Below are 23,832 nucleotides of genomic sequence, written 5' to 3' on the forward strand. Positions count from 1 at the left end.
GCCTGGCGGCTTAGCGCGCGCCATCCAGCAGTTGCTCGATCTTGCTGACGAACTGCTTGTCGTCGGGCTTGGTCATGCTGTTATAGCTGCCCACCACCTGGCCATTGCGGTCGATCACGTATTTGTAGAAATTCCACTTGGGCGTGGTGCCGGACTGCTTGGCCAGCAGCGCGTACATGGGATTGACATCGCTGCCGCGCACGTGCGACTTGCCCAGCATCGGGAATTTCACGCCATAGGTGTTGTAGCAAAAGTCGGCGATCTCCTTGGAAGACCCCGGCTCCTGCGAAAAGTCGTTCGACGGGAAGCCCAGCACCACCAGCCCGCGTTCGCGGTACTTGGCGTACAGCGCCTCCAGCCCTTCGTATTGCGGGGTAAAGCCGCAATAGCTGGCGGTATTGACCACTACCACGACCTTGCCGGCGTACTGGCAGAGGTTTTGCGGCGCTTCGTCCTGCAGGCGGGGGAACTTGAAGTTGAGCGAGGCCGGGCAGGCGCCGGCCGGCGTTGCGGCGGTGGCTGCCGGGGTATCGGCAGCTTGCGCCGCGCGCGGCGTGGCGACGACAGCTGCGGCGGCGGCCAGGACCAACGCGCCGGACAAGGCGATGCGTTGCAAGGCGCGTGAGCGCTGTTCGGGAAGGCTGCGCATGAAAGGAGGCTCCGGAGATGGTCTGTCCCTAGTTTACGCCGTTGGGCGTGAAATGGATGCGCTAGCCCCCTGCCCGCTTACTCCATGGCCAGCGTGGCCGCGTGCTCGGTCACGCTGCTGCGCAGCTCCGCGTCCGGCATGCGGCGCACGATCGCCAGCGCCAGCAGCGCGGCGACGGTGCCCACGGCAAAAATCAGCCGGAAGCCCGACTCCACGCCGCCCGTCAGCACGTCCCGCACCGCGGGCGAGAGCTGGGCCAGGGCCTCGCTGCCGTGGCGCAGCGCGCCCAGGTCCAGCGCCTGCGTCACGCCCGAAGCGTGCAGGGCGTTGCGGAATTCCAGCGTCAGCAAGGTGCCGGCCAGCGCGCCGCCAAAGGCGCTGCCGAGCGAGCGCAGCACCAGCAGCGCGCCCGTGCCGGCGCCGGTATCGCGGCGCTCCAGCACGTTCTGCACCGTCATCAGGGTACCGACCATGGTCATGCCCAGGCCCACGCCGGCCAGCGTCATCGCCAGCAACACCAGCACCAGCGGCGTGGACGGCGAAATCACCACAAGCGCCAGCAAGCCCAGCGCCGCCACGATGAAGCCACCGGTCAGGATGCCGCGCATCCGCCCCAGGCGCGGCGCGAGGCCGGCCACGATGAAGTTGCCCGCCACCGTGGCGAGCAGGAACGGCACCACCAGCAAGCCCGATTCCGAAGCATCGGCCCCGCGCACCAGCTGGAAATGCAACGGCAGCGCGAAGATGCACAAGAAGATATTCAGCGCCGCCAGCGCGGACGCCGCCACGCCCAATACATAAGCGCGGTTCAGGAACAACCGCGGCGGCAGCATCGGGTCGCCCGCACGGCGCTCCTGCCAGACCAGCGCGGCCACCGCCACCACGGCCAGCAGCGCCAGGCCAGCGATTTGCGGCGAGATCCAGTCATAGACATCGCCGCCCCAGCTCATTGCCAGCAGGAACGCCACGATGGACACCGTCAGCAGCAAGGCGCCGCCCCAGTCCACCCGCGCCGAGCCGCCACGCACCTGCAACTGGCTCAAGCCCCGATAGCACATGAACATGGCCAGCAGCCCCAGCGGCACATTGATCCAGAACAGCCAGCGCCACGACAGATGATCCGACGTCCAGCCACCCACCAGCGGGCCGGCAATGGAAGCCACCGCCCACACGGTCGCCAGGTAACCCTGGTAACGCCCACGCTGGCGCGGCGCCACCACATCTGCGATCGCCGCCTGCGCCAGCGACATCAAGCCACCACCGCCAATGCCTTGCAGCGCGCGGAACAGGATCAGCTGCTCCAGCGTGGCCGCCATCGCGCAGGCCACCGAAGCCAGGATGAACAGCGCGATCGCCAGCATCAGCAGCCGGCGCCGTCCGTAGGTATCGGACAACTTGCCGTACAAGGGCGTGGAAACGGTGGAGGTGATCAGGTAGGCCGTCACGATCCACGACAGATGGCCAAACCCATTCAGGTCATTGGCGATCGCCGGCACCGCCGGAATCACCACGGTCTGGTCCAGCGCGCTCAGCAAGATGCAAAGGACGATCCCGCCGATCACTCGCATGATGGCCTGGTGGCTCAGGGCAGGGGTGGCAGCAGCAGAAGCAGAAGAAGCAGAAGAAGCAGAAGCGGAGGAAGACATCGGGGGCAGCAGGGCGCGTAGTCATGAGCAACCAACGTTGCGCCAAAGCGCCGACAAACCACCTCGTTTGTCGGCCTACATCGGGGAACATGGCCACAAAATTGGAATCAACCGATTGGACGCGTACCCAGTGCTGCGCGATTCGGGAACTGCCACGAGATGGCGGAAGCCCCTGCGCGGCCCGGGCGGACCTAATTCAGTGAATGCATAATTATATGCGGATACCAAATATGGAGTGCGGCGCCAACTTGGTTTGCGAAGGCGCCAGAGATGGGGATGTCGACCGAACGTGGCCGCAACTCCGCGCTTCTTGCTGCTATTGGGAGGGCAACCCGGGAAAAGCGGCCTGCGAGGGATGTTTGTGTATTTTTTGCGGCAGGCGCGGCCGAGGCGATCGCGGGATGAGATCAGGGCGTACCCGTTCCAGCGAGCTTGCCCGCTGTGGCCCTGACGCCGCCAGGGCCACAGCATTGACATCTACAACTTGACCGGCCCAAGCCCTCAGCGATGGCTGGTCCCGGTAATGTAATGCTCCAGTTGCTCGATGATGAAGCGCTGCTCGGAAATAATATCCTTCACCAGGTCGCCGATCGACAACATGCCGATCAACTGATCGCCATCCATCACTGGCAAGTGCCGCATGCGGTGCTGCGTCATCAATGCCATGCACTCGTCGGTGCTCTGATCGCCGCGCACATAGATCACCGCAGAAGTCATGATGTCGCGCACGAAGGTCTCCCGCGACGTGCGCGACATCAGGATCACCTTGCGCGCATAGTCCCGCTCGCTCAGGATGCCGACGATATCGCCGCGCTCGATGACCAGCAGCGCGCCGATGCCTTTCTCCGCCATCAACTGCAGCGCGGCATAGACCGTAGCGCCAGGGGGAATGCTGTAGATGGCCTGAGTTGGTTTGGACTCAAGAACCTGCCGTGCGGTTTTCATCACCCACTCCTTGTTCGATCCCAACGGATTGCAACACGACCCGCGCGCGACGGCGGGAGCGCCTGGCAGGGCACCTGCGCACCGCACCGCTGCCAATTGCCTTCAGATTAGCATCCCCCGCGCACGCCTTACAGGGTGACGCACACGAATCTTTGTAAAAAGTCGAAGCCGCCGAAAAGCACTGCGCAAACCCGCCGGCAAGCGCTATAAAGGGAGGTAAGCGCGCCAACGGGCGCGCACTGCGCAGGAGGGCCAGCCATGGCCATCGAGTCCGTTGCCGGGAAGCGCGTCATCGTGCTGAAATCGCGGAGATTGCACACAACTGTCCATCAGGCGCCATCCGCTACCAGAACGTCGACGGCTCGCCCGGCGAGGCGGCGCCCCTGGTCAATGTCGTACGCGTGCTCGAGAACGGCCCGCTGGCCGTGCGCGCCGCCATCACCATCGATGGCCAGCCCGCCGGATTTCGCCTGACCCTGTGCCGCTGCGGCGCATCAGGCAACAAGCCCCTGTGTGACAGCAGCCACGCTAGCACGGGCTTTGTCGCCAGCGGCGAGGCCGCCACCGTGGCATCGGAGGCGCTGGCGCAGCGCGACGGCCCCCTCGATATCCATCCCATCCCCAATGGACCGCTGCGCGTCAAGGGCAATCTTGAAGTGATCAGCGGCACGGGCAGGACCATCGCCCGCATGACCGAGGCCTGGTTTTGCCGCTGCGGCCAGTCGGGCAACAAGCCGTTCTGCGACGGCACGCACAAGAAGGTGGGCTTCAGGAGCGAACCGCAGGATCCCTAGGCAGCGGCGCCGATCCCAGCGCCAACAGGCAGAGCCGCTCCATCTGCGCCACCCATGCCGCCCGCGAAGGTTCGGCGGCCCGCAGCAACAGGCGATAGCGGCGCGCGCCCCAGACCGCCTCCAGCAGGCTTCGCACCGCAGCGGCATCCGGCGCGCCCGGCAGGTCCGGGCACGCCGCCAGCGCCCGCTGCCAGGCCGCGTACAGCTCATCGAACACGCGGCGGTGATGCTTGTCCTCGGCGATGCGCGCCTCCAGCACGAGCATCTCGTGTGCGAAGCCCTCCAGCGTGGCATCGTCGGCGCCGCAGGTCAGCCGGACCAGGCGCTGGACGCGCGTGCGCCAGTCCAGCCCGGGCGCGCTCGCCACCTCGGCCTCGATGCGCGCCAGCAGCAGCTCGATGGTGTGCCGCACATAGCCAGAGAGCAGGGCCTCCTTGTTGGGGAAGTATTCGTAGAGGGTGCCTACGGAGCATCCGGCCTCCAGCGCCACCGCGCGCGTGGTCACGCCGTCCCAGCCGCGCGCCCGCCATATCCGAACAAAGGCCTCGTAAATGGCGTCCACGGTAAAGCGCGCGCGTCGCTGCGACGGGCGTTTCAGCGGCCTGGCCGGCAGCTGCGCCGGTTCTGCCGCGGCACCCGCGTTTCCGAACCCGGCGGCCGGCTTGCGGCGATACATTGGTGGCATCGACCTCGACGGTAAGAAAGGAGACAACATGGAACACACGGCGCATAGCGGCCATAGCGACCATAGTGGCCGCGGCGACAAAGCGGAACAATCGCTCACCGTCACCCGCCTGCTGACACGCAAGCATGCCCTAAACGAAAGCCGGCTGGAAGCGCGCCAGGAACGCACCGATGCCGCCCCCGGCGAAGTCCTGCTGAAGATCGACCGCTTCGCGCTCACCACCAACAACGTCACCTACGCCGCCTTTGGCGACGCCATGAACTACTGGCAATTCTTTCCCACCGGGCAACAGGAATGGGGCCATATGCCGGTGTGGGGCTTTGCCGACGTGGTGGACTCCCAGGTGCCCGGCGTGGCGGTGGGAGAGCGCTTCTACGGCTATTTCCCCATCGCCAGCCATATCCGCATGCAGCCCGAGCGCGTGACCGGGCGCGGCTTCTACGATGCCATGGCGCACCGCCGCTCCCTGACCTCCGCCTACAACCAGTACACCCGCGTGACCAACGACGCCGCCTACGCGCCCGAGCTGGAGAACTACCAGATCCTGTACCGGCCGCTGTTCATCACGTCATTCATGCTGGCCGACTTCCTCGAAGACAACCGCTTCTTCGGCACGACCCGGCTGGTAGTGTCCAGCGCCTCCAGCAAGACCGCCTATGGCACCGCCTTCTGCCTGCGCGACATCCCCGGCATCGCGCTGGCCGCCATTACCTCGGAGCGCAACCGCGCCTTTGTCCAAGGCCTCGGCTGCTACGAGGAAGTGGTCAGCTACGACGGGCTGGAAACGCTTGGCACCGACGTGCCCACGCTCTACGTGGACTTCTCCGGCGACGAAGCGCTGCGCGCACGCGTGCACCATCACTTTGGCAGCGCGCTGGTGTACGACTGCTTTGCCGGCTCGGCGCAGAACACGGGCTTCCTGCGCGATACCGGCTTGCCCGGGCCCAAGCCCGAGTTCTATTTCGCGCCGGTGCAGATCCGCAAGCGCAATGCCGACTGGGGGCCCGAAGGCGTGAACCAGCGCTTCAACGCAGCACAGCGCGCATTTATCGATTACGTGAAGACGCCGGCAAACGGCTGGCTGACGCTGGTCGAAGAGCAGGGCTTCGGCGCCGCCCAGGAGAGGATCGCGAGCCTGGTGGCAGGCGGGAGCGAGCGAAAGCGGGGTATGTAGTCCGGCTCGGTTGAGCGCCGCATGCCTGTTCCTGCCAGTACGCGGCCGGGCTGGCACGCGAGTGGCCGCGCCGGATTCCGCGCGAACGAAAACCCGGCGGGCCTGGCTGCCAGTGTGTATGCTTCAGCGAAGAGCCGGGCAGCCACCCGTTGCCCGAGAGCCCTGCAGTCCGTTGCGAGGACCTCACGATGCGCGTCTCCTGGCTTGCTGGCGCCCTTGCACTGCACGGCGCCTGTACCTACGCGCAGGCCAACCCGCCGCCGATCACCGACGCTGGCTGGTTCGAACCCATTCGCGCCGGCGTCTCGCTTGGCATCGCGCCGGAGGCCAACCTCGCCCGCCTGGAGCTGCGCTGGGACCTGCGCCAGGACCTGTGGGACAGTGCCACGCGATCGGTCAGGCTGCGCCTGGGGCTGGAGATTTCCGCCGGCGCCTGGGATCCGCATGGCGGCAGCAGCGGCGCAATGGGCGATATTGGCCTGACGCCCATCTTTCGCTTGCAGGGTGGGGGCAACGCGACAGCCTTCGTGGATCTCGCCATCGGCGCCCACCTGCTCTCGCGCACCCGCATCTCCGATACGACCGTGTTCTCCACGGCGTTCCAGTTCGGCGACCGCATCGCCATCGGCTACCGCTTTGACGATGCCGTGCACTCCGAGCTCGCGCTGCGCCTGCAGCACTACTCCAACGGCAGGATCAAGCGGCCCAACCCCGGCATCAATTTCCTGCTCGTACAGTACTCGATGCAGTTCTGAGCGCGGCGCCGCCGCGCCGCCGCGCCGCCGCCTTACTCCGCGCTCTGCAGGTACCGCTGGCGCGCCTCTTCGTCCAGGCGCACGTCTTCCACTTCCGCCAGCACGGCTTCCACATCCACCGGGGTGTCGTCCACGGCGACCTGGCCGGTCAGCTTCACGCCGGGATGCAGCAGGCCGGCCTGGTAAAGCGCCCAGATTTCCTTGCCATACTGCGTGCCGTTGAGCGCCGGCGCGAACTGCCCGAAGTAGAACGCGAGGTTATCCACATCGCGCTCCAGCATGGCGCTGGCTTCGCTGTTGCCGGCGGCATCCACCGCCTGCGGCAGGTCGATGATGACGGGACCGTCGGCATCGACCAGGATGTTGAATTCGGACAAGTCGCCGTGCACCACGCCGGCACACAGCATCAGGATCACCTGCTCGATCAGCGCGTCGTGGAATGCCACCGCCTGCTCCGGGCTCAGCGCCACGTCGTTCAAGCGCGGCGCGGCATTGCCCTCGGCATCCACCACCAGTTCCATCAGCAGCACGCCCTCGAAGCACAGGTGCGGCGTGGGCACCCGCACGCCTGCCGCGGCGAGGCGGTACAACGCATCCACTTCCGCGTTGTGCCACGCTTCCTCGGCCACCTTGCGCCCGTAGCGCGTGCCCTTTTCCATGGCGCGCGCCTGCCGGCTGTTCTTGACCTTGCGCCCTTCCTGGTACGTCGAAGCCTGGCGGAAGCTGCGTTGCGCGGCATCCTTGTAGACCTTGGCGCAACGGATCTCGCCTGCGCAGCGCACGACGTAGACGGTGGCTTCCTTGCCGCTCATCAGCTGGCGCAGCACCTCATCGACCAGGCCGTCCTCGACCAGCGGCTGCAGCCGCTTTGGCGTTTTCATCGGCACACCCCCGCCAAGCCGGGCAAGCGCGGCCCGCGCGGGTACAACAGCATCGCCGGCACCGTTATTCCGTCAGCATGCGCACTTTCACGCGCTTGCCTTTCACCGTCCCGTCATTCAGCTTGCGCATCGCCTCGCGCCCGATCGAACGCTCGACCGCCACGTAGGTGGACATGTCCATCACGTTGATCTTGCCGATCTGGTGCTTGGCGTAGCCCGCGTCGCCGGTGAGCGCGCCGAGGATATCGCCGGGGCGCATTTTTTCCTTGCGCCCGCCAAGGATCTGCAGCGTGACCATGGGCGGCAGCAAGCGCTCGTTGCTGGCCGGGGTCAGCTCGGACAGGGGCTGCCATTCCATCTCGGCGCCCATGGCCTGCTCGATATTGCCCACGCGGCCCATCTCGTTCATGCTCGCCAGGCTGAGCGCCCAGCCATCCTCGTCCGCGCGGCCGGTGCGGCCGATACGGTGGACGTAGACCTCGGGGTCGGGCGTGACGTCGACGTTGATCACCGCTTCCAGCTGGGCGATGTCCAGCCCGCGCGCGGCCACGTCGGTCGCCACCAGCACGGAGCAGCTGCGGTTGGAGAACTGCACCAGCACCTGGTCGCGCTCGCGCTGGTCCAGCTCGCCATGCAGCGCCAGGGCTTCGAAGCCCTGCGCGCGCAGCAGGTCGACCAGGTCGCGGCATCGCGCCTTGGTGTTGCAGAAGGCCAGCGTGCTGACCGGGCGGAAATGATTGAGCAGCAGGCCCACCGCGTTCAGGCGGTCGCTGTCGGCCACCTCGTAGAAGCGCTGGCGGATCTTGCTGTCGTCGTGCTGCTCTTCCAGCTTGATCTCGCGCGGCTTGCGCAGGAACTGCTGGCTGAGCTTGGCGATGCCTTCGGGGTAGGTGGCCGAGAACAGCAGCGTCTGGCGCTCCTTGGGGCAATGGCTCGCCACATAGGCGATGTCGTCGAAGAAGCCCATGTCGAGCATGCGGTCGGCTTCGTCCAGCACCAGCGTGTTGAGCGCCTCCAGGTTCAGCGTGCCGCGCTCCAGGTGATCCATGATGCGGCCGGGCGTGCCCACGGCGATATGTGCGCCATGCGCCAGGCTATCGGCCTGGGGGCGCATCGGCGAGCCGCCGCACAGCGTCAGGATCTTGATGTTTTCTTCCGCGCGCGCCAGGCGGCGGATTTCCTGCGTGACCTGCTCGGCCAGCTCGCGCGTGGGGCACAGCACCAGCGCCTGCACGTCGAAACGGCGCGCGTCCAGCCGGTTCAGCAGCGCCAGCGCGAAGGCCGCGGTCTTGCCGCTGCCCGTCTTGGCCTGCGCGATCAGGTCCTGCCCGGCCAGCGCGACCGGCAGGCTGGCCGCCTGGATCGGGGTCATGGTCTGGTAGCCGAGCTGCTCCAGCGTCGCCAGCGTAGCGGGCGAAAGGGGCAGTTTGGAGAAAGAGGCGCCGGCAGCGGCGGGCGCTGCGGATTGGGTAGGGCTTGAGGTCATGCCGGATTATACCGGGCTGGCTGCCCCTCTTCTGTCGTCTATTTGCCGTCTCCCGTCGTCTATTTACCCTTGGCGCCGGCATCCCAGGGCGGCGCCTGCCAGCTCAGCCGCGCCAGGAGCGCTTGCGCCGCCGCCGGCGCGCGCTCCTTGGCGCCGTTGATAAAGAACACGAATACTTCACGCTTGCGCTTTGCAGGTGCGCTGACATCCACTTGCGGCAGATCCTCCGGCCGCCCGCCCGCCGCCCAGGCCTGCACGCGCTCGCCCCACGCATCCAGCGCCTTGGGCGCGTACCCGCTCTTCAGTGTCTCGGCGCTGCGCATCAGCCGCGCATAGACAAAATCCGCCGTGAGATCCGCGAAGGACGGAAACTTGTCCGAGTCCGTGAAGACCGTGGCGGCCTTGTACTTGCGCGCGAGCTTGAGATAGTCCGGCGTCATGAAGCTCTCGTTGCGCACGTCGAGCACATGGCGCAGCTTGCGGCCTTCGACCGATGCCGGCAGCAGCGCCAGGAAGGCTTCGAAGTCTTCCGGGTCGAACAGCTTGGTGGGCGCGAACTGCCAGACGATGGGGCCGAGCTTGTCGCCCAGCTCGGCGATGCCGCTGTCGAGAAAGCGCCCGATGGATTCGCCGGACTCCGCCAGCACGCGGCGGTTGGTGGCAAAGCGCGACGCCTTGAGCGAGAACACGAAGCCATCCGGCGTCTCGTCGCGCCATTTGGCAAACGAGGTGCGCTTCTGGGTGCCGTGGTAGGTGCTGTTGATCTCGATGGCGGTGAGCTGGCGGCTGGCATATTCCAGCTCCCGGCTCTGCGTCAATCCGGCGGGATAGAAGTTGTCGCGCCAGGGGGCGAAGTTCCATCCGCCGATGCCAACGCGGGCGATGGGCGCCTTGTGGGATGTCGTTGATTGGGTTGATTCGGTTGACTGGGTTGTGCTCTTGGTGGTTGTGCTCTTGGTACTTGCTTCAGCCATGCGTTCGCTTCCTGTCCAGGTGAATCGATGGTCGCTCGCGCGCGCGGGCAACTCAAACAAAGCGCACGCAGTAAATCGGCGGCAGGTGCGCCGAGAACAGCTTCCAGCGCTCCCCGCCATTCTCCGATATCCATAGGCCGCCGGTGGTGGACCCCATGGCGAGCCGCTCGCCGGTCTGGTCCACCGCCAGCCCGTGCCGGTAGATCAGGTCATAGGACGGCGCTGCCGGCAAGCCCTCGGAGAATGCCTCAAAACTGACCCCGCCGTCACGCGTGCGGGTGACCACCAGCTTGCCGTCCACCGGCACGCGGCATTCATCCTTCACCGCCGGCACGAACCACGCCGTATTGGGCCGGCGCGGATGCGCCGCCACCGCAAAGCCGAAGCTCGACGGCTTGGCATGCAAGCGCTGCCAGTGCATGCCGGCGTCGCCGGAACGAAAGATCCCGCCATGATGCTGCACCCACATCGCATGCGGATGGCCGGCACATTGCGCCAGCCGGTGCGGATCCTGGATATTGCCGTCCTCGCGCCGCTCCGGCGGCATGTAGTCAGCCACCATGCCCGCAGCGGTGCAGGCCCAGTTATTGCCGCCGTCCCGGGTCTGCCACACACCGCCGCACGACACGGCCACGGTGACATGGCGGCTGTCGTGCGGATCCACGCAGATGGAGTGGATGCCGGGTACATCGTAGCCGCCGCCGAACCACTCGCTGCGCTCGGGGCGGTCCCACAGCGCCCGGTTCAACGCCCAGCTGGCGCCACCGTCGCCGGAGCGGAACAAGCCACCCGGCAAGGTGCCGGCCCACAGCACGCCGGGCTCATCGGTCCCGCCGGTTTCCATCGACCAGATCTGCTGCAAGGACCACGGCACTGGCGGCGCGCTGGCCACGGGATCGGCAGCCTGCGCAGGGATGGGTACGCCCGGCGCGGCCAGTTCCCGGGGCTTGTCCGGCTCCGGTTGAGGTGGATAAACCGGCACCGCGCAAGCCTCCCATTCCACGCTGCGCGCCCTGCGCCGCCATAGCTTGACGCCAAAATGCCCAAGATTAAGTGCCGCATACAAGGCGCCGTCACGCGGATCGGACAGCACCATGCTCACGGGCTCGCCCAGGAAATGCACCGACTCCTGCAGCCAGCCGAGCGCGCTGTCGCGCCGCAGCATCAACAAGCCCTTGCGCGTGCCAATGAGAAGCTGATCGTTCATGCTGAACTCCACTCTTGAACGCCGAGCCTTCAGCGGCAAGCCGTCAACCGCCCGACAACGCCTGCACCACAAAGATCTGGCTGCTGGCGCCCACGCGATCGCTCATGCGCCGGCGGTCCAGAATGGCGGAGCCATCGACAAACACCGCCAGGTGCCGGCGTAACTGGCCCTGGTCATCCAGGATATAGCCTCGCAACTCAGGCTGCTCCCGAAACGCTAGCTCCAGCGCGGCGCAGACGGTAGCCGCGGACACTTCCCGCTCCGGGCTCGGGATATGGCGCTGGATCGCGGAGGCAAAGACAAGGCGCGGCATGGCGGGAGGGCCAGCGCGGGGACCGCCGGCCGTGAGTGCGGGTGTCTTGCAGTTTAGGAAATCCCACGAGGGAATGGGTGTGCAGTTGCACTCAGTGGCAACAATGAGGGCGCCGCCGCCGCTGTGGCGCTTTGACGCTTTGACGCTTTGACGCTTTGACGCTTTGACGCTTTGACGCTGCAATGCAGCATGCGCGGGAAGCTGGGAAGCCACCGGCAAGAAAACTCCAAGGCCTGCATACTGTCGGCTCCATGGCATCCGTACCACTCCCGTAAGGACCAAAGATGGCGAGCACCTTGTATGACATCCCCCTGAAACGCATCGACGGCACCGACAGCCGGCTCGCGGATTTTCGCGGGCGCGTGCTGCTGGTTGTGAACGTGGCATCGAAGTGCGGCCTGACGCCCCAGTACGAAGGGCTTGAAGCGCTGTACCAGGACAAGCACGCCGAGGGCCTGGAGGTGCTGGGCTTCCCGGCCAACAACTTCAAGGGCCAGGAGCCGGGTGACGAGGCGCAGATCCAGGCATTCTGCACGCTGACGTACGACGTGCACTTCCCGATGTTCTCGAAGGTCTCGGTGCTTGGGGCGGACCAGCATCCGCTGTACGCGGCACTGACCGAAGCCCAGCCCGCCGCCATCGGCGACGGCCCTTTCCGCGAACGCCTGAAGGGCTATGGCGTGAACCCGGAAAACGCCACCGATGTACTGTGGAACTTCGAGAAATTCCTGGTCGATCGCGAGGGCCAGGTGGTGGCGCGCTTCGCGCCGGACGTTGCCGCGAATGATCCGCGCCTGCTTGAAGCGATCGATGCGGAGCTGGGCAAGGGCCGTTGACCGGCTACATTCTGGCGTGACAACAAGCGGGGGATCCTGATTTGCAGGACCGCCCGCTTTTGTTTTGGGGGGCTGCGCCTGCGGCCCGCCTCAAGCTATCCACGCCAGCGTCTCCCGAAAGAGCAGGCTGTCCGCGCGGCCCAGTTCGTTGACGATATTGAAGTGGTTCAAGCCCGGCGCCGGCACCAGCCGGACCGGCAGCCCGCGCGCCGCGCACGCGGCGTGGAAATGCAGCGTCTGGTGGACGAAGGCCCGCGTTTCCAGCTCGCCTACCGCCAGCAGCAGTTGCGGGCCAGTTCGCGGCAGCAGCAAGGCAGGGCTCAGCGCGGCGGCCTGCGTCTCGTCCAGCCGCAGCCAGTCGTTCACATCCGTTGCGCACAAGGGCCGGATATCGTAGAGGCCGCTCAGCCCCACCATGCCCTTGATGACGTCGCGCGGCAACGCCAATGCCTGCTGCCAGCCGTCCGCCAGCAGCATGGCGGCCAGGTGCGCGCCGGCCGAGCTCCCGCACACATGCAGGCGGCGCGCGTCGATGCCGTAGTCGGCCGCATGGCGATGGAGCCAGGCAACAGCGGCCCGCACCTGGCGCACCACGTCGAACAGCGTCACCGCCGGCAGCAGCGTGTACTCCAGCACCACTACCGCCACGCCAGCATCCGTGAAGCTGGCGGCCATGCATGCCGCATCTTCCTTTCGCTGCGAGCGCCAGTAGCCGCCGTGGATATAGATCAGCGCCGGCGCAGGCGTGGCGGCCGATGCGGGAAAGATATCCAGCCGGTCGTCCTCGCCCGGGCCATACGCCACATCCAGCACGCCCGGGCAGCGCGCCTTGGCCTGCGCGGACAGCGCCGCGTACTCGCGCATGCAGGCCTCGAAATCCGCCACCGACGCGCGCGCGTTGTAGAGACGGTTGCGCGCAGGCAAGTCCTCGAACCAGAGATCGAAATCCGACACCATCACCTCCCGCCCCAACTGTTCACGCCCGCCACCGGGCTCAACGCGCCTGCGCCGTCACCAGGCCATCATCCGGCCTGCGCTTCACGCTGCTGTAGTACTTGAGCAGCAAGGCCGCGCACACCAGCCATGCCGGCACCAGCAACATGCTGAAGATGCTTGCCCCGTCCCACTGCAGGCGCAGCAACTCCGCTCCCGCCAGCACGCCGGAAATCGCCCCGAAGCGGCCGATGCCGAGCATGCCGCCAACGCCGGTCGCGCGGCAATGCGTGGGATAGAAACCCGCCGCCAGCGACGACAACGCCGATTGCCCACCGCCCGACATAAAGCCCATCATGAACACCAGGCTGCCCAGCAGCACCGTCTGGCTGACATTGCCCACCGCATGGCTCACGGCATACGCCAACAGGCCTGCGGCGAGGTAGACCAGCGCCAGCACCTTGTTGGGTTCGCGCCGGTCCATCAGCCAGCCGATCAGGATGGAGCCCACGCCACCGCCAAGCGGAAACAGCGCGCTGATCTGCGCGAACTGCCGCACCGGCAAGCCCGCCTCCTTCAGCAGCAAGGGCATCCAGTTCACGATCATGTAGAACACCAGCATGCTCATGAAGCAGCAGAACCACAGCAGCAGCGTGCCGAGCCGGTAAGGGCGGGTGACAATCGCCATCACGGCGGAGCGCCCGCCGGCGGCCTTCTCACCAATCACGAAGCGCTGCACGTGCGCCAGCGGCTCGCGCCGGATGCGCGCCAGCACCGCGCGCACGCGCGCGCCGGGCTGCCCCTTGAGCACCATGTAGCGCACCGATTCCGGCATGCGCCACGCCAGCAGCGCGCACAGCAGCAGGGGCGCCACGCCACCCGCCAGCAACACCGAGCGCCAGCCGAACTCCGGAATCAGGTAGCCCGCGCAAAAACCGCCCGCCCCGGCGCCGAGCGGAAAGCCGCACAGCATCGCGCTCACCGCCATGGTGCGGCGGTGGCTGGGGCAGTATTCGGCAAGCAAGGTAATCGCGTTCGACATCGCCGCGCCCAGGCCCAGCCCGGTGGCGAAACGCAGCGCCGTCAGCGAGCCGATGGAAAACGCCCACGCCGTCGCCAGGCTGCCCGCGCCGAAGAACAGCACCGACACCACCACCGCCGGCTTGCGCCCGATCCGGTCGGCAAGCGGTCCCGCCAGTAACGCGCCGAAAGCCAGCCCGAATAGCGCCGCGCTCATGGCCGGCCCGAGCTGCGCCTTTTGCAGCCCCCACTCCTCGAGCAGCGACGGCGCTACATAGGCAATCGCCGCCATGTCGTAGCCATCGAGAAGAATCACCAGGAAGCACAGTAAGAGCAGCAACCAGTGGAACGGGGTAAAACCGGCTTCATCGATATAGCGTTCGACATCCAGCGCGGATGGTTCGGACATGGCATGCGCTCCTCGCGGCGAGGCCGGCACGGCATCACGCCGCGCGGGTGCGCCGCGCGGATACGCCTGCCGGCTTGCGCCGCCTCCTGTTTTATCTTTGAACGCCGGCGGGTTGCCGGGTCAGTGTCTGGTGGAAACCAGTGTAGGGAGGCGCGACATGCCGGAATAATGAAAATTCGGGCGGCGGGTATGCGAGAAGGTTATAGCGGGGCGGTTGTAGCGGGACGACTCGCTGATCGCCATCAAGGCCGGCCGCAGCGCTTGCCACCGGTCAAGCGGACTTCCCTTCCTGCCCCTGGCGCAGCCGGGCGCTGGCAATCGCGGCAAGCACCAGCATCCCCGCAATGATCAGCAGGCCGTTCTTCGTACTGCCCGTGGTCTGCTCGATCACGCCCATGACCGACGGGCCGATGAATCCGCCGACCAGCCCACAGGTGTTGACCAGCGCCAGCCCGCCCGCCAGCGCCACACCGGCAAGGCGCGAGGACGGAAAGAGGAAGATGACCGATTGCACCACGAAGAACATCGATGCCGTCAGGCTGAAGCCCACCATGGCGACCACCGGGCCGGCATAGGCCGCGAGCAGCAGGCCGGCCGACATCACGGCAAGCCCCGCAATCAGCATGCGGCGGCAGCGCTGCGGGTTGCTGGCGAAGCGCGGCAGCGCCGCGGCGCCGACGGCCGCGGCGATCCACGGCAGGGAGTTGAGCATGCCGATCTGCAGCGGCGACAGCTTGCCGTAGGTGCCGATGATGCCCGGCAGGAAGAAGATCACGGTGTAGATGCTGATCTGGTGGCAGAAGTACACGAAGATCGCGAGCCAGATCTGGCGATCGGCCAGGCAGCCCCGGAACGAATGCCCGACGTGCCCGGCGGCCGCTTCCTCGGCTTGCTCAGCCGCCAGCCGGCGTTCCACCTCACGGGCCTGTTCGGGCAAGAGCCAGGTCGCGCTCGCGGGGCCGTCAGGCAGCTTCTTCCAAACGACGAAGGCAAACGCCACCGCGGGCAGCCCTTCCAGCACGAACATCCATTGCCAGCCGCGCCAGCCGAGCACGCCGTCCATTTGCAGCAGCGCGCCGCCGAGCGGTCCGCTGAGGATGTTGGCGATGCACACGCCCAGCAGGAAGTATCCCGTCGCGCGGGCCCGCTCCTTGCGGCCGAACCAGTAGGTCAGGTAAAGCATCACGCCCGGGAACAGTCCCGCTTCCGCCGCGCCCAGCAACAGGCGCATGACATAGAACGAGGTTTCGCCGCTGACAAAGGCCATGCCTGCGGACAGCAAGCCCCAGGTGATCATGATGCGGGTGATCCAGAAGCGCGCCCCCACCTTGTGCATGATCAGGTTGCTGGGGATCTCCAGCAACGCGTAGCTGAGGAAGAACAGGCCCGCGCCCAGTCCATAGGCCGCCGCGGAGATGCCCAGGTCGACCGCGATATGGCTCTTTGCCAGCGCGATATTGGTGCGATCGAGAAAGCTGATCACGTAGGCCAGCACCAGCAGCGGCATCAGCTTCCTGAACAACAGCGCGTTCAACGAGCGCTGATCGGCCAGCGGCGCTTCTCGCGCGGTTTGCACATAGGTGGTAGACATGACCTGGGTCTCCTGTCGGCGGTATCTGTTTTGTGTTGCGCAGGCATCAAGGGGCGCCTGCGTCCGCATGTCGTCTTGCGGCTCCGGCCTCTAGAAAGCCACGTTCGCCGCGCCCTTCAGGCCGAGAATCTCGCGCGCCTCGTCGGGCGTCGCGACATCGATGTTCAACGCCTCGAGCACGCTGCGGATGCGCCGCACCTGCTCGGCGCTCGACGCCGCCAGCCGGCCGGGGCCGATCCACAGCGAATCCTCCAGGCCGACGCGCACGTTGGCGCCCATCGCCGCGCCGATGGTGGCCAGCGGGATCTGGTTGCGGCCTGCGCCGAGGATCGACCAGCGGTACTGGTCGCCGAACAGCCGGTCCGCGGTCCGACGCATATGCATCAGGTCTTCCGGATCGCCGCCGATGCCACCCAGGATGCCGAAGACCGACTGCACGAACACCGGCGCCTTGACCAGGCCGCGGTCCAGGAAGTGTTTCAGGTTGTTCAGGTGACTGATGTCGTAGCACTCGAACTCGAAGCGCGTGCCATTGGCATTACCGATCTTCAGGATGTTTTCGATATCGCTGAAGGTGTTCTTGAAGATGAGGTTGCGGCTGTTCTCCAGATGCTCGCGCTCCCATTCGTGCGCGAACTCCTTGAAGCGATCTAGCATCGGGAACAGGCCGAAGTTCATCGAGCCCATGTTCAGCGAGGCCAGCTCCGGCTTGAAGGTCGTTGCGGGGAGCATGCGCTCCTCTACCGTCATGTGGGGACTGCCGCCAGTGGTGATGTTGATCACGGCATGGGTGGCCGCCTTGATCTTCGACAGGAAAGGCCGGAACAGCTCCGGGTCCTGCGACGGGCGGCCGTCCTTCGGATCGCGCGCGTGCAGGTGCAGGATGGCCGCGCCTGCCTTGGCCGCGTCGATGGCGGCGGTGGCGATTTCGTCGGCGCTCACCGGCAGGTACGGCGACATGCTGGGGGTGTGGATCGCGCCGGTGGGGGCGCAGGTGATGATGGCTTTGGATCGGGCTGCCATGACGGGCTCCGTGTGAAATCGGTTTGCGGTCTGCGGTTTGCGGTTTGCGGCTTCTTCGTGCCGCGCGGACGGTGCGATCAGCTCAGGGCTTGCGTCAGGCCATCGACCGCCAGCGCCTGGCCGGTGACGTTGGCGGCCAGGTCGCTGGACGCGAACAGCACCATGTTGGCGATGTCGCGCGCCGTCACCATGCGTCCGAGCGCCGCTTGCGAGGTGTAGGCACGCGTGACGTCTTCCAGGGGCTTGCCCAACGCCTCGGCTTTTGCCGCGATGACCGCGCGGATGCGCGGGCCATCGACCGCGCCGGGCAGGATGGCATTCACGCGGATGCCATCCGCGCCGAGTTCCAGTGCCAGCGATTTGGTGAATCCGATGACCGCCCATTTGGACGCCGAGTAAGCCGAGCGCCCGGGCATGCCGAGGTGGCCGGCAGCCGACGACAGGTTGACGATGGCGGGGCTGTTTCCCTGGCGCAGGCGCGGCACGGCCAGGCGGGTGCACAGGAACTGGCCGGTGATATTGACCGCGAGCGTGCGCTCCCAATCGGCCAAGGTCAGGGTCTCGACGCCACCGGTGGGGCCCGCCACGCCAGCATTGTTCACGAGAATGTCGAGGCCGCCGAGCGTGCGATCGACGGTCTCGAACATCGCCGCCACATCGGCCTCGCTCGCCACATCGGCCCGGCATCCATGCACCGCCGGCAACTCGGCCGCGAGGCGCTCCAGGCTGGCGCCCTGGACATCGCACACCAGCACGTTGGCGCCCGCCTGCGCGAAAGCGCGCGTGATTTCCAGCCCGATGCCGTCGGCGCCAGCGGTCACCAGGACTCGCTTGCCCGCGAGAGCGTTGTCATTCCACATATCCGTCGGCTCCATGCATGAGGCGATATGCCTCCATGGCCGCCATGTTATATCTGTGATCACAGATCTCAAATCGGGAATACCCTATGTGCTATGATTTCCGCATGTCCTTACCCGAACTTGTGACCCCTTTGAAGCGCCAGACGTTGAGTGGAGACGTCTACGCGCAATTGAGAGAATTGTTGATCAGCGGCCACATGATGCCCGGCGAACAAATCTCGCTGCGCAGCACCGCCGCTGCGCTGGGCGTGAGCGTGATGCCGGTGCGCGAAGCGGTGCATCGGCTGGTAGCGGAGCAGGCGCTGGAACTGACACCGAACCGCGCGCTGCGCGTGCCGATCATGAGCGTGAGCCAGTTCGGGGAAATCACCAGCATCCGGGTCAACCTGGAAGGACTGGCGACAGAGCAGGCGGCCGAGCACCTGAGCGACGCCGCGATCGTGCAGATCACGGCCCTTCATGACCGCTTCGCGGAAGAGATGGCCCGATCCAGGCCGGACAGCTCAAAGCTGATCTCCGTCAACAAGGAACTGCATTTCGCCGTCTACAAGGGCGCCGGCATGCCGATCCTGCTGCAGATGATTGAAGCGCTGTGGCTGCGCATTGGCCCGATCCTGAATCACGACCTGCGTTCCGGCTCGCGCCGCGTGGGCGAGCAGGTGGCGGTCGATCATCACGCACGGCTGGTTGCGGCGCTCAAGCGCAGGGATGGCGTTGCGGCAAGGGCCGCGCTGCAGGGAGATATTGAAAGCGCGGCGGAGTACATCGTCTCGGCGGGCGTGCTGCTGGCGGCCGATGCGTTTGATGAGCCGGTACCCGACGCGGGCAAGCCAGCCGCGAAGACTGCGCGCCGCGCGGCCGCGAGCGGTGGGCGCAAAACGGTCTGAGCAGGCCAGGCGCATGGCGATCCAGCCGATCCGCCTCGCCGGCAACCTGCATCGCACTGCGCGCCGGCGGTTGCCCGGGCACGCCCGGGCAACCATCCACATTCAGGTAATCGCCCCCAGTTGCCAGGGCACGAACTCATTCTGTCCGTAGCCATGCAGCTCGCTGCGCGAGCGCTTTCCGGAAGCCGTGTCCAGCATCAGCTGGAACAACGCCGCGCCCAGTTCGGCGATGGTGGCGCCGCCGTCCAGTACCGTGCCGCAGTTCAGGTCCATGTCGTCCGACTGGCGCTGCCAAAGCGCCGTGTTGGTGGCAAGCTTGACCGAGGGCGATGGCGCGCAGCCATAGGCGGAGCCACGCCCGGTGGTAAAGCAGATCAGGTTGGCGCCGCCGGCCACCTGCCCGGTGGCGGAGATCGGGTCATAGCCCGGCGTGTCCATGAAGACCAACCCGCGCACGCGGACCGGCTGCGCGTACTCGTAGACTTCGGCGAGATTGGTGGAGCCGCCCTTGGCAATGCCGCCCAGAGATTTTTCCAGCACCGTGGTCAGGCCGCCCGCCTTGTTGCCGGCGGAGGGATTGTTGTCCATGCTGGCGCCGTGGCGCTCGCAATAGGCCTCCCACCAGCGGATGCGCGCCACCAGCTTCCTGCCGATCTCCGGCGTTTGCGCGCGCCGCGTCAGCAAGTGCTCGGCGCCATAGATCTCCGGCGTCTCGGAGAGGATCGCGGTGCCGCCATGGCGCACCAGCAGATCCACCGCCGCACCCAGCACCGGGTTGGCCGAAATGCCCGAGTAGCCGTCCGAGCCACCGCATTGCAGGCCCACCACCAGATGGTGCGCCGGCACCGGCTGGCGCTCCACCGCGTTGGCCTTCGGCAGCATCGCGTTGATCAGCGCAATGCCGTGGGCGATGGTCTTGGTCGTGCCGCCGGTGTCCTGAATGGTGAAGGTCTGCAGCCGGTCGCTGTGCGTGAGCCCCTGCGTGGCCAGCAGCGCGGAGATCTGGTTGGTTTCGCAGCCGAGCCCGATCACCAGCACGCTGGCAAAGTTGGGATGGCACGCATAGCCGCCCAGCGTGCGCTGCAGCACCGCCAGCCCCTCGCCCTGCGGATCGACCGCGCAACCCACGCCGTGCGTGAGGGCCACCACGCCATCCACATTGGGATAGGCGGCCAGCGCCTGCGGATGGATGTCGCGGCGGAAGTGGTCCGCGATAGCGCGCGCCACCGTGGCCGAGCAGTTCACCGAGGTCAGGATGCCGATGTAATTACGCGTGGCCACGCTGCCGTCGGCGCGTTTGATGCCGTCGAACGTGGCCGGCTGCGCCGCCGGCTGCACCACGCGGGCCTCCGCGCTGAAGGCATAGTCCCGCGTGAAGTCGCCCATGGCGAGGTTGTGCGTATGCACGTGCTGGCCGGCGCGGATGTCCTGGCTGGCAAAGCCGATGATCTGGCCATAGCGCCGCACCGCCTCGCCATTGGCGATCGCACGGGTGGCGATCTTGTGTCCGGGCGGGACCAGCCCGATCACGGTCACGCCTTCGTCGGCGACCTGCGTGCCGGCCACCATCTGGTCCCGCGCGATGACCACGTCGTCATCAGGATGCAGGCGGATGGTGCGGGAGGTGCGCGGGGCCTGCACGGGAGTGGCGGCAAGGGGGTCTGTTGTCATGGGGAATGTCTCGCGGTGTGTTGGTCGCCCTGCCAGTGCTTGCGGGCCGTGCTTGATCTTTACTTGATCATGTCTTCAGGCAGCCCGATGCCGAAGTAATGCTTGTAGATGTCGTTGATCTTGCCGTTCTTCAGGTTGGCCTTGACCCATCCGTCCAGCCAGTTCTTCAGCGCGGTATCGCCCTTGCGCAGGCCGATGGCATAGGGATAGGACTTCATCACGAACTTGGTTTCGAGGTCGCGCGTGGGATTGCTCTTCTTCACGGCGGGAATCACGCTGATAGCCGCGGCCAGGTAGTCCTGCTGGCCAGTGGCCACCGCAGTGTTGGTGGTGGCGTCGTCCTCGTAGCGCACGATGTTCAGGCCCGGGACTTCCTTGGCGCCACGGCTGAGCTCCTGGTCGCTGGTGGTGCCGCGCGTGACGGCGATGGTCTTGCCGGAGAGGTCGGCAAAGCTCTTGAGGCTGGACTTTGCAGGCCCGCCCACCACAACCGGGATCACGCCATAGGGATCCGAGAAGTCGATCACCTTCTTGCGCTCGTCGGTGACCGAGAACGAAGCCAGCACCACGTCCGCCTTCCTGGTCAGCAGGAAGGGCACGCGGTTGGGACCGGTCACCGGCACGATCTCCAGTTCCACGCCGAGGTCCTTGGCCAACAGGCGGGCGGTTTCCACATCCGAGCCGCTTTGCTTGGCCTGCGCGTCGAGCATGCCGTAGGGCGGCGCGCCGATATCCACGGCGACCAGGATCTTCTTGCGTTGCTTGATGGTATCGAGCGTGTCGGACCAGGCGCTGGCGGATGCGCCAACGAGCAGCAGGGCGGCGAGCGAGCCGAGCAGGCGGCGGCGGTTGATGTGCATGGGGTGTCTCAGTTGGGTAGGTTGGGTAGGTTGAGTCGTGCGGGCCAGTAGACAGCTATCGCGAAATCAGAGGCCGTTGCCGACGAACTGCTTGAGCTCCGGCGTCGATGGTTCATCCAGCAGCTTGCCGCTGCCGCCTTCCCAGACGACGCCCTGGTGCATGAACATGATCTGGTCCGCCACCGAGCGCGCGAACGCCATCTCGTGCGTGACCAGCACCATGGTCATGCCATCTTCGGCCAGCCGCTCGATCACCTTGAGCACCTCGCCGGTCAGCTCGGGATCCAGCGCCGAGGTGACTTCATCGAACAGCATCAGGCGCGGGCGCATCGCCAGCGAGCGGGCAATGGCCACGCGCTGCTGCTGGCCGCCGGACAGTTGCTCCGGGTAGTAGCCGGCACGCGCTTCCATGCCGACCTGCTTGAGCACATGCATGGCCAGCTCGCGCGCTTCCTTCTTGCCGATGCCCTTGACCTTGCGCGGCGCCAGCATGACGTTTTCTTCCACGGTGAGGTGCGGGAACAGGTTGTAGCTCTGGAACACGATGCCCACTTCCTTGCGCAGCGCTCCCAGCGGCACGTTGGCGTCGTGCATGGCGCGGCCGCATACATGGAGCGCGCCGCCGCTCACGCGTTCCAGGCCGTTGATGCAGCGCAGGGCCGTGCTCTTGCCCGAGCCGCTGCGGCCGATCAGCGCCACCACCTCGCCGGCACGCACCGAGAAACTCACGCCCTTGAGGATTTCCACCTGCCCGAAGGATTTGCTCACCTTGTCGAAGCGGACGATGTCTTCCATGCTTGTCTCCATGATGTCTTTTGGTTCTCGCTGATTCGGGTCCGCTTTCATGCCTGCTTTCAAACCCGCTTGAAACGCCGTTCCAGCTTGTACGACAGCGTCGACAGCGGATAGCAGATGGCGAAATACAGCACCGCCGCGATGGAAAACACCACGAATGGCTCAAAGGTGGAGTTGTTCACCACCCGTGCCGAATAGGTCAGGTCGAAGAAGCCGATCACCACCGCGTACGAGGAGTTCTTCACGATCTGCACCAGGAAGCTCACCGTGGGCGCCACCGCGATACGCGTGGCCTGCGGCAGGATCACGTGCATCACGCGCTGCAGCGGCGTGAGCGCCAGGCACTCGGCCGCCTCCCACTGCGTGCGCGGCACGGCCTGGATGCAGCCCTTCCAGATCTCGGCCAGGTAGGCGCTGGAATACGCCGTCATGGCGATGCCGGCGGCCACCAGCGCAGGCAGGTCGAAGCCGCCCACGCTGATGCCGAAATACACCACGAACATGATCACCGGCAGCGGCACGCCCTGCACCAGCTGCACGAAGGCGCCGGTGGCCGTGCGCAGCACGCGGCCGCCGCGGCTGCGCGCCAGCGCCAGCGGCAGGCCCACCAGCGCGCCGCCGATAAAGCCCATGGCCGACAGCAACAGCGTCCAGCCGGCGCCGCGCAGGATAAACAAGACTTGATCCAGGGAAAGGCTGGACATGATGCTTGGCTCCGCGTCGAAAGAAAGTAGAGGGAAGGAAGGAATCAGAGCGCGGTCTTCAGGCGCCGGCGGCGCGTGAATGCGACGGCACCCACGCCTGCCATCGATAGCCGCAACAGCCACGACAGCACCAGGTAGACCACGGCGATGACAATGTAGATCTCAAAACCGCGGAAGGTCTCCGACTGGATGCGGTAGCCCACGGCTGTGAGTTCTTCCGCCGAGATCTGCGACATGATCGAGGTGGCCAGCATCATCAGCACGAACTGGCTGATCAGCGCCGGGTACATGCGCTCCACCGCCTGCGGCAGCACCACCAGGCGCAGCACCTGCCAGCGCGACAGCCCCAGGCACGACGCCGCCTCCAGCTGGCCGCGCGGCACCGACTCGATGCCCGCACGCACGATCTCCGTGGTGTAGGCCGATACGTTGACCACCAGCGCCAGCACCGCCGCCGCCATCGCCGGCACGCGCACATGCACCGCCGCCAGCCCGAAGAACAGCCAGAACGCCTGGATCACCAGCGGCGTATTGCGAATCACATCCACATATCCCGTGACGCAGCGGCGCGCCCAGGCCGGGCCTTGCGTGCGCACCACCGCCAGCACCGTTCCCAGCACAAAGCCAAGCACGATGGTCGCAACAGACATGCGCAGGGTCAGCCATGCCCCGTCGAGCAGTTCGCGCCAGTTGGCGCTCAGGAAGCTGAAATCGAACTGGTAGTCCATGGGGAT

Annotated in this window: 24 protein-coding genes; 5 read left to right on the forward strand and 19 right to left on the reverse strand. The window is 66.3% G+C overall.

Going from position 1 to position 23,832, the window contains the following annotated elements; translation table 11 throughout:
- Positions 1-10: 10 nt before the first annotated feature.
- The 3 genes from OR16_RS12150 to OR16_RS12160 form a co-directional block, all read right to left on the reverse strand.
- The gene (locus tag OR16_RS12150) at positions 11-649 is read right to left on the reverse strand and encodes a glutathione peroxidase (RefSeq protein WP_006158260.1); all 639 of its coding nucleotides are present in this window, start codon (positions 647-649) and stop codon (positions 11-13) included.
- Positions 650-726: 77 nt separating this feature from the next.
- A complete protein-coding gene (locus OR16_RS12155; protein ID WP_006158261.1) occupies positions 727-2,217 on the reverse strand; it encodes an MDR family MFS transporter in 1,491 nt (496 codons plus the stop codon).
- Positions 2,218-2,796: 579 nt separating this feature from the next.
- On the reverse strand, positions 2,797-3,240 hold the full coding sequence (locus tag OR16_RS12160) for a CBS domain-containing protein (protein ID WP_006158262.1): 444 nt from the start codon (positions 3,238-3,240) through the stop codon (positions 2,797-2,799).
- Between the two features lie 401 nt (positions 3,241-3,641).
- Between OR16_RS12160 and OR16_RS45640 the strand changes: the two genes are divergently transcribed.
- Entirely contained in the window at positions 3,642-4,034 is a 393-nt protein-coding gene (locus OR16_RS45640) for a CDGSH iron-sulfur domain-containing protein (RefSeq protein WP_006158263.1), read from the forward strand.
- Here OR16_RS45640 and OR16_RS12170 read toward each other — a convergent pair.
- On the reverse strand, positions 4,009-4,710 hold the full coding sequence (locus OR16_RS12170; RefSeq protein WP_006158264.1) for a TetR/AcrR family transcriptional regulator: 702 nt from the start codon (positions 4,708-4,710) through the stop codon (positions 4,009-4,011). The two genes, OR16_RS45640 and OR16_RS12170, sit on opposite strands and share 26 nt — an antisense overlap.
- A gap of 37 nt (positions 4,711-4,747) precedes the next feature.
- Between OR16_RS12170 and OR16_RS12175 the strand changes: the two genes are divergently transcribed.
- Both OR16_RS12175 and OR16_RS39640 read left to right on the forward strand, forming a co-directional pair.
- Positions 4,748-5,893 (forward strand): DUF2855 family protein, encoded by a 1,146-nt coding sequence (locus OR16_RS12175; protein ID WP_006158265.1) that lies wholly within the window; start codon positions 4,748-4,750, stop codon positions 5,891-5,893.
- A 188-nt stretch (positions 5,894-6,081) separates the two neighbouring features.
- Entirely contained in the window at positions 6,082-6,648 is a 567-nt protein-coding gene (locus OR16_RS39640; protein WP_006158266.1) for an acyloxyacyl hydrolase, read from the forward strand.
- Positions 6,649-6,680: 32 nt separating this feature from the next.
- On the opposite strand, the gene OR16_RS12185 is transcribed toward OR16_RS39640, so the two are convergent.
- The 5 genes from OR16_RS12185 to OR16_RS12205 form a co-directional block, all read right to left on the reverse strand.
- Positions 6,681-7,529 (reverse strand): PA4780 family RIO1-like protein kinase, encoded by an 849-nt coding sequence (locus OR16_RS12185; RefSeq protein WP_006158267.1) that lies wholly within the window; start codon positions 7,527-7,529, stop codon positions 6,681-6,683.
- Between the two features lie 64 nt (positions 7,530-7,593).
- Positions 7,594-9,015, reverse strand: a complete 1,422-nt coding sequence (gene dbpA / locus OR16_RS12190) for an ATP-dependent RNA helicase DbpA (RefSeq protein ID WP_006158268.1) — start codon at positions 9,013-9,015, stop codon at positions 7,594-7,596.
- 59 nt (positions 9,016-9,074) lie between these two features.
- Positions 9,075-9,989: a DUF72 domain-containing protein gene (locus tag OR16_RS12195; protein ID WP_006158269.1), complete on the reverse strand. Its 915-nt coding sequence runs from the start codon at positions 9,987-9,989 to the stop codon at positions 9,075-9,077.
- A gap of 52 nt (positions 9,990-10,041) precedes the next feature.
- Complete coding sequence (locus OR16_RS12200; protein WP_006158270.1) at positions 10,042-11,196, reverse strand: WD40/YVTN/BNR-like repeat-containing protein; 1,155 nt, start codon at positions 11,194-11,196, stop codon at positions 10,042-10,044.
- A gap of 43 nt (positions 11,197-11,239) precedes the next feature.
- Entirely contained in the window at positions 11,240-11,509 is a 270-nt protein-coding gene (locus tag OR16_RS12205; protein ID WP_006158271.1) for a MoaD/ThiS family protein, read from the reverse strand.
- Positions 11,510-11,793: 284 nt separating this feature from the next.
- On the opposite strand from OR16_RS12205, the gene OR16_RS12210 reads away from it, so the two are divergent.
- Entirely contained in the window at positions 11,794-12,345 is a 552-nt protein-coding gene (locus OR16_RS12210; protein ID WP_006158272.1) for a glutathione peroxidase, read from the forward strand.
- A 90-nt stretch (positions 12,346-12,435) separates the two neighbouring features.
- Here OR16_RS12210 and OR16_RS12215 read toward each other — a convergent pair whose 3' ends face one another.
- From OR16_RS12215 to OR16_RS12235, 5 genes are all read right to left on the reverse strand, one after another.
- Entirely contained in the window at positions 12,436-13,302 is an 867-nt protein-coding gene (locus OR16_RS12215; RefSeq protein ID WP_006158273.1) for an alpha/beta hydrolase, read from the reverse strand.
- Positions 13,303-13,339: 37 nt separating this feature from the next.
- Positions 13,340-14,707, reverse strand: coding sequence for an MFS transporter (locus tag OR16_RS12220; RefSeq protein WP_006158274.1), 1,368 nt, complete (start codon positions 14,705-14,707; stop codon positions 13,340-13,342).
- Positions 14,708-14,978: 271 nt separating this feature from the next.
- Positions 14,979-16,298 carry an MFS transporter gene (locus OR16_RS12225; RefSeq protein WP_006158275.1) on the reverse strand — a complete coding sequence of 440 codons (1,320 nt, stop codon included), beginning with the start codon at positions 16,296-16,298 and terminating at the stop codon, positions 14,979-14,981.
- 90 nt (positions 16,299-16,388) lie between these two features.
- The gene (locus OR16_RS12230; RefSeq protein WP_006158276.1) at positions 16,389-17,321 is read right to left on the reverse strand and encodes a 3-keto-5-aminohexanoate cleavage protein; all 933 of its coding nucleotides are present in this window, start codon (positions 17,319-17,321) and stop codon (positions 16,389-16,391) included.
- A gap of 77 nt (positions 17,322-17,398) precedes the next feature.
- The gene (locus OR16_RS12235; RefSeq protein WP_006158277.1) at positions 17,399-18,181 is read right to left on the reverse strand and encodes an SDR family oxidoreductase; all 783 of its coding nucleotides are present in this window, start codon (positions 18,179-18,181) and stop codon (positions 17,399-17,401) included.
- 104 nt (positions 18,182-18,285) lie between these two features.
- On the opposite strand from OR16_RS12235, the gene OR16_RS12240 reads away from it, so the two are divergent.
- The gene (locus OR16_RS12240) at positions 18,286-19,068 is read left to right on the forward strand and encodes a GntR family transcriptional regulator (RefSeq protein WP_043419467.1); all 783 of its coding nucleotides are present in this window, start codon (positions 18,286-18,288) and stop codon (positions 19,066-19,068) included.
- A gap of 102 nt (positions 19,069-19,170) precedes the next feature.
- Here OR16_RS12240 and OR16_RS12245 read toward each other — a convergent pair whose 3' ends face one another.
- The 5 genes from OR16_RS12245 to OR16_RS12265 form a co-directional block, all read right to left on the reverse strand.
- Positions 19,171-20,739 carry a UxaA family hydrolase gene (locus OR16_RS12245; RefSeq protein WP_006158279.1) on the reverse strand — a complete coding sequence of 523 codons (1,569 nt, stop codon included), beginning with the start codon at positions 20,737-20,739 and terminating at the stop codon, positions 19,171-19,173.
- A gap of 59 nt (positions 20,740-20,798) precedes the next feature.
- Positions 20,799-21,599: a transporter substrate-binding domain-containing protein gene (locus OR16_RS12250; RefSeq protein ID WP_006158280.1), complete on the reverse strand. Its 801-nt coding sequence runs from the start codon at positions 21,597-21,599 to the stop codon at positions 20,799-20,801.
- 66 nt (positions 21,600-21,665) lie between these two features.
- Positions 21,666-22,394, reverse strand: coding sequence for an amino acid ABC transporter ATP-binding protein (locus OR16_RS12255; protein WP_006158281.1), 729 nt, complete (start codon positions 22,392-22,394; stop codon positions 21,666-21,668).
- Between the two features lie 59 nt (positions 22,395-22,453).
- The gene (locus OR16_RS12260; RefSeq protein WP_006158282.1) at positions 22,454-23,098 is read right to left on the reverse strand and encodes an amino acid ABC transporter permease; all 645 of its coding nucleotides are present in this window, start codon (positions 23,096-23,098) and stop codon (positions 22,454-22,456) included.
- Between the two features lie 44 nt (positions 23,099-23,142).
- Complete coding sequence (locus tag OR16_RS12265; protein ID WP_006158283.1) at positions 23,143-23,826, reverse strand: amino acid ABC transporter permease; 684 nt, start codon at positions 23,824-23,826, stop codon at positions 23,143-23,145.
- Positions 23,827-23,832 lie beyond the last annotated feature (6 nt).

This window comes from Cupriavidus basilensis OR16 (genome assembly GCF_000243095.1).
GTDB lineage: Bacteria > Pseudomonadota > Gammaproteobacteria > Burkholderiales > Burkholderiaceae > Cupriavidus > Cupriavidus basilensis_D.

Excerpts from the sequence above, each read along its gene's own strand:
- OR16_RS12150 (WP_006158260.1), bottom strand. The coding sequence starts at position 649 with ATGCGCAGCCTTCCCGAACAGCGCTCACGCGCCTTGCAACGCATCGCC.
- OR16_RS12155 (WP_006158261.1), bottom strand. The coding sequence starts at position 2,217 with ATGCGAGTGATCGGCGGGATCGTCCTTTGCATCTTGCTGAGCGCGCTG.
- OR16_RS12160 (WP_006158262.1), bottom strand. The coding sequence starts at position 3,240 with ATGAAAACCGCACGGCAGGTTCTTGAGTCCAAACCAACTCAGGCCATC.
- OR16_RS12170 (WP_006158264.1), bottom strand. The coding sequence starts at position 4,710 with ATGTATCGCCGCAAGCCGGCCGCCGGGTTCGGAAACGCGGGTGCCGCG.
- OR16_RS12175 (WP_006158265.1), top strand. The coding sequence starts at position 4,748 with ATGGAACACACGGCGCATAGCGGCCATAGCGACCATAGTGGCCGCGGC.
- OR16_RS39640 (WP_006158266.1), top strand. The coding sequence starts at position 6,082 with ATGCGCGTCTCCTGGCTTGCTGGCGCCCTTGCACTGCACGGCGCCTGT.
- OR16_RS12185 (WP_006158267.1), bottom strand. The coding sequence starts at position 7,529 with ATGAAAACGCCAAAGCGGCTGCAGCCGCTGGTCGAGGACGGCCTGGTC.
- dbpA (WP_006158268.1), bottom strand. The coding sequence starts at position 9,015 with ATGACCTCAAGCCCTACCCAATCCGCAGCGCCCGCCGCTGCCGGCGCC.
- OR16_RS12195 (WP_006158269.1), bottom strand. The coding sequence starts at position 9,989 with ATGGCTGAAGCAAGTACCAAGAGCACAACCACCAAGAGCACAACCCAG.
- OR16_RS12200 (WP_006158270.1), bottom strand. The coding sequence starts at position 11,196 with ATGAACGATCAGCTTCTCATTGGCACGCGCAAGGGCTTGTTGATGCTG.
- OR16_RS12205 (WP_006158271.1), bottom strand. The coding sequence starts at position 11,509 with ATGCCGCGCCTTGTCTTTGCCTCCGCGATCCAGCGCCATATCCCGAGC.
- OR16_RS12210 (WP_006158272.1), top strand. The coding sequence starts at position 11,794 with ATGGCGAGCACCTTGTATGACATCCCCCTGAAACGCATCGACGGCACC.
- OR16_RS12215 (WP_006158273.1), bottom strand. The coding sequence starts at position 13,302 with ATGGTGTCGGATTTCGATCTCTGGTTCGAGGACTTGCCTGCGCGCAAC.
- OR16_RS12220 (WP_006158274.1), bottom strand. The coding sequence starts at position 14,707 with ATGTCCGAACCATCCGCGCTGGATGTCGAACGCTATATCGATGAAGCC.
- OR16_RS12225 (WP_006158275.1), bottom strand. The coding sequence starts at position 16,298 with ATGTCTACCACCTATGTGCAAACCGCGCGAGAAGCGCCGCTGGCCGAT.
- OR16_RS12230 (WP_006158276.1), bottom strand. The coding sequence starts at position 17,321 with ATGGCAGCCCGATCCAAAGCCATCATCACCTGCGCCCCCACCGGCGCG.
- OR16_RS12235 (WP_006158277.1), bottom strand. The coding sequence starts at position 18,181 with ATGTGGAATGACAACGCTCTCGCGGGCAAGCGAGTCCTGGTGACCGCT.
- OR16_RS12240 (WP_043419467.1), top strand. The coding sequence starts at position 18,286 with ATGTCCTTACCCGAACTTGTGACCCCTTTGAAGCGCCAGACGTTGAGT.
- OR16_RS12245 (WP_006158279.1), bottom strand. The coding sequence starts at position 20,739 with ATGACAACAGACCCCCTTGCCGCCACTCCCGTGCAGGCCCCGCGCACC.
- OR16_RS12250 (WP_006158280.1), bottom strand. The coding sequence starts at position 21,599 with ATGCACATCAACCGCCGCCGCCTGCTCGGCTCGCTCGCCGCCCTGCTG.
- OR16_RS12255 (WP_006158281.1), bottom strand. The coding sequence starts at position 22,394 with ATGGAAGACATCGTCCGCTTCGACAAGGTGAGCAAATCCTTCGGGCAG.
- OR16_RS12260 (WP_006158282.1), bottom strand. The coding sequence starts at position 23,098 with ATGTCCAGCCTTTCCCTGGATCAAGTCTTGTTTATCCTGCGCGGCGCC.
- OR16_RS12265 (WP_006158283.1), bottom strand. The coding sequence starts at position 23,826 with ATGGACTACCAGTTCGATTTCAGCTTCCTGAGCGCCAACTGGCGCGAA.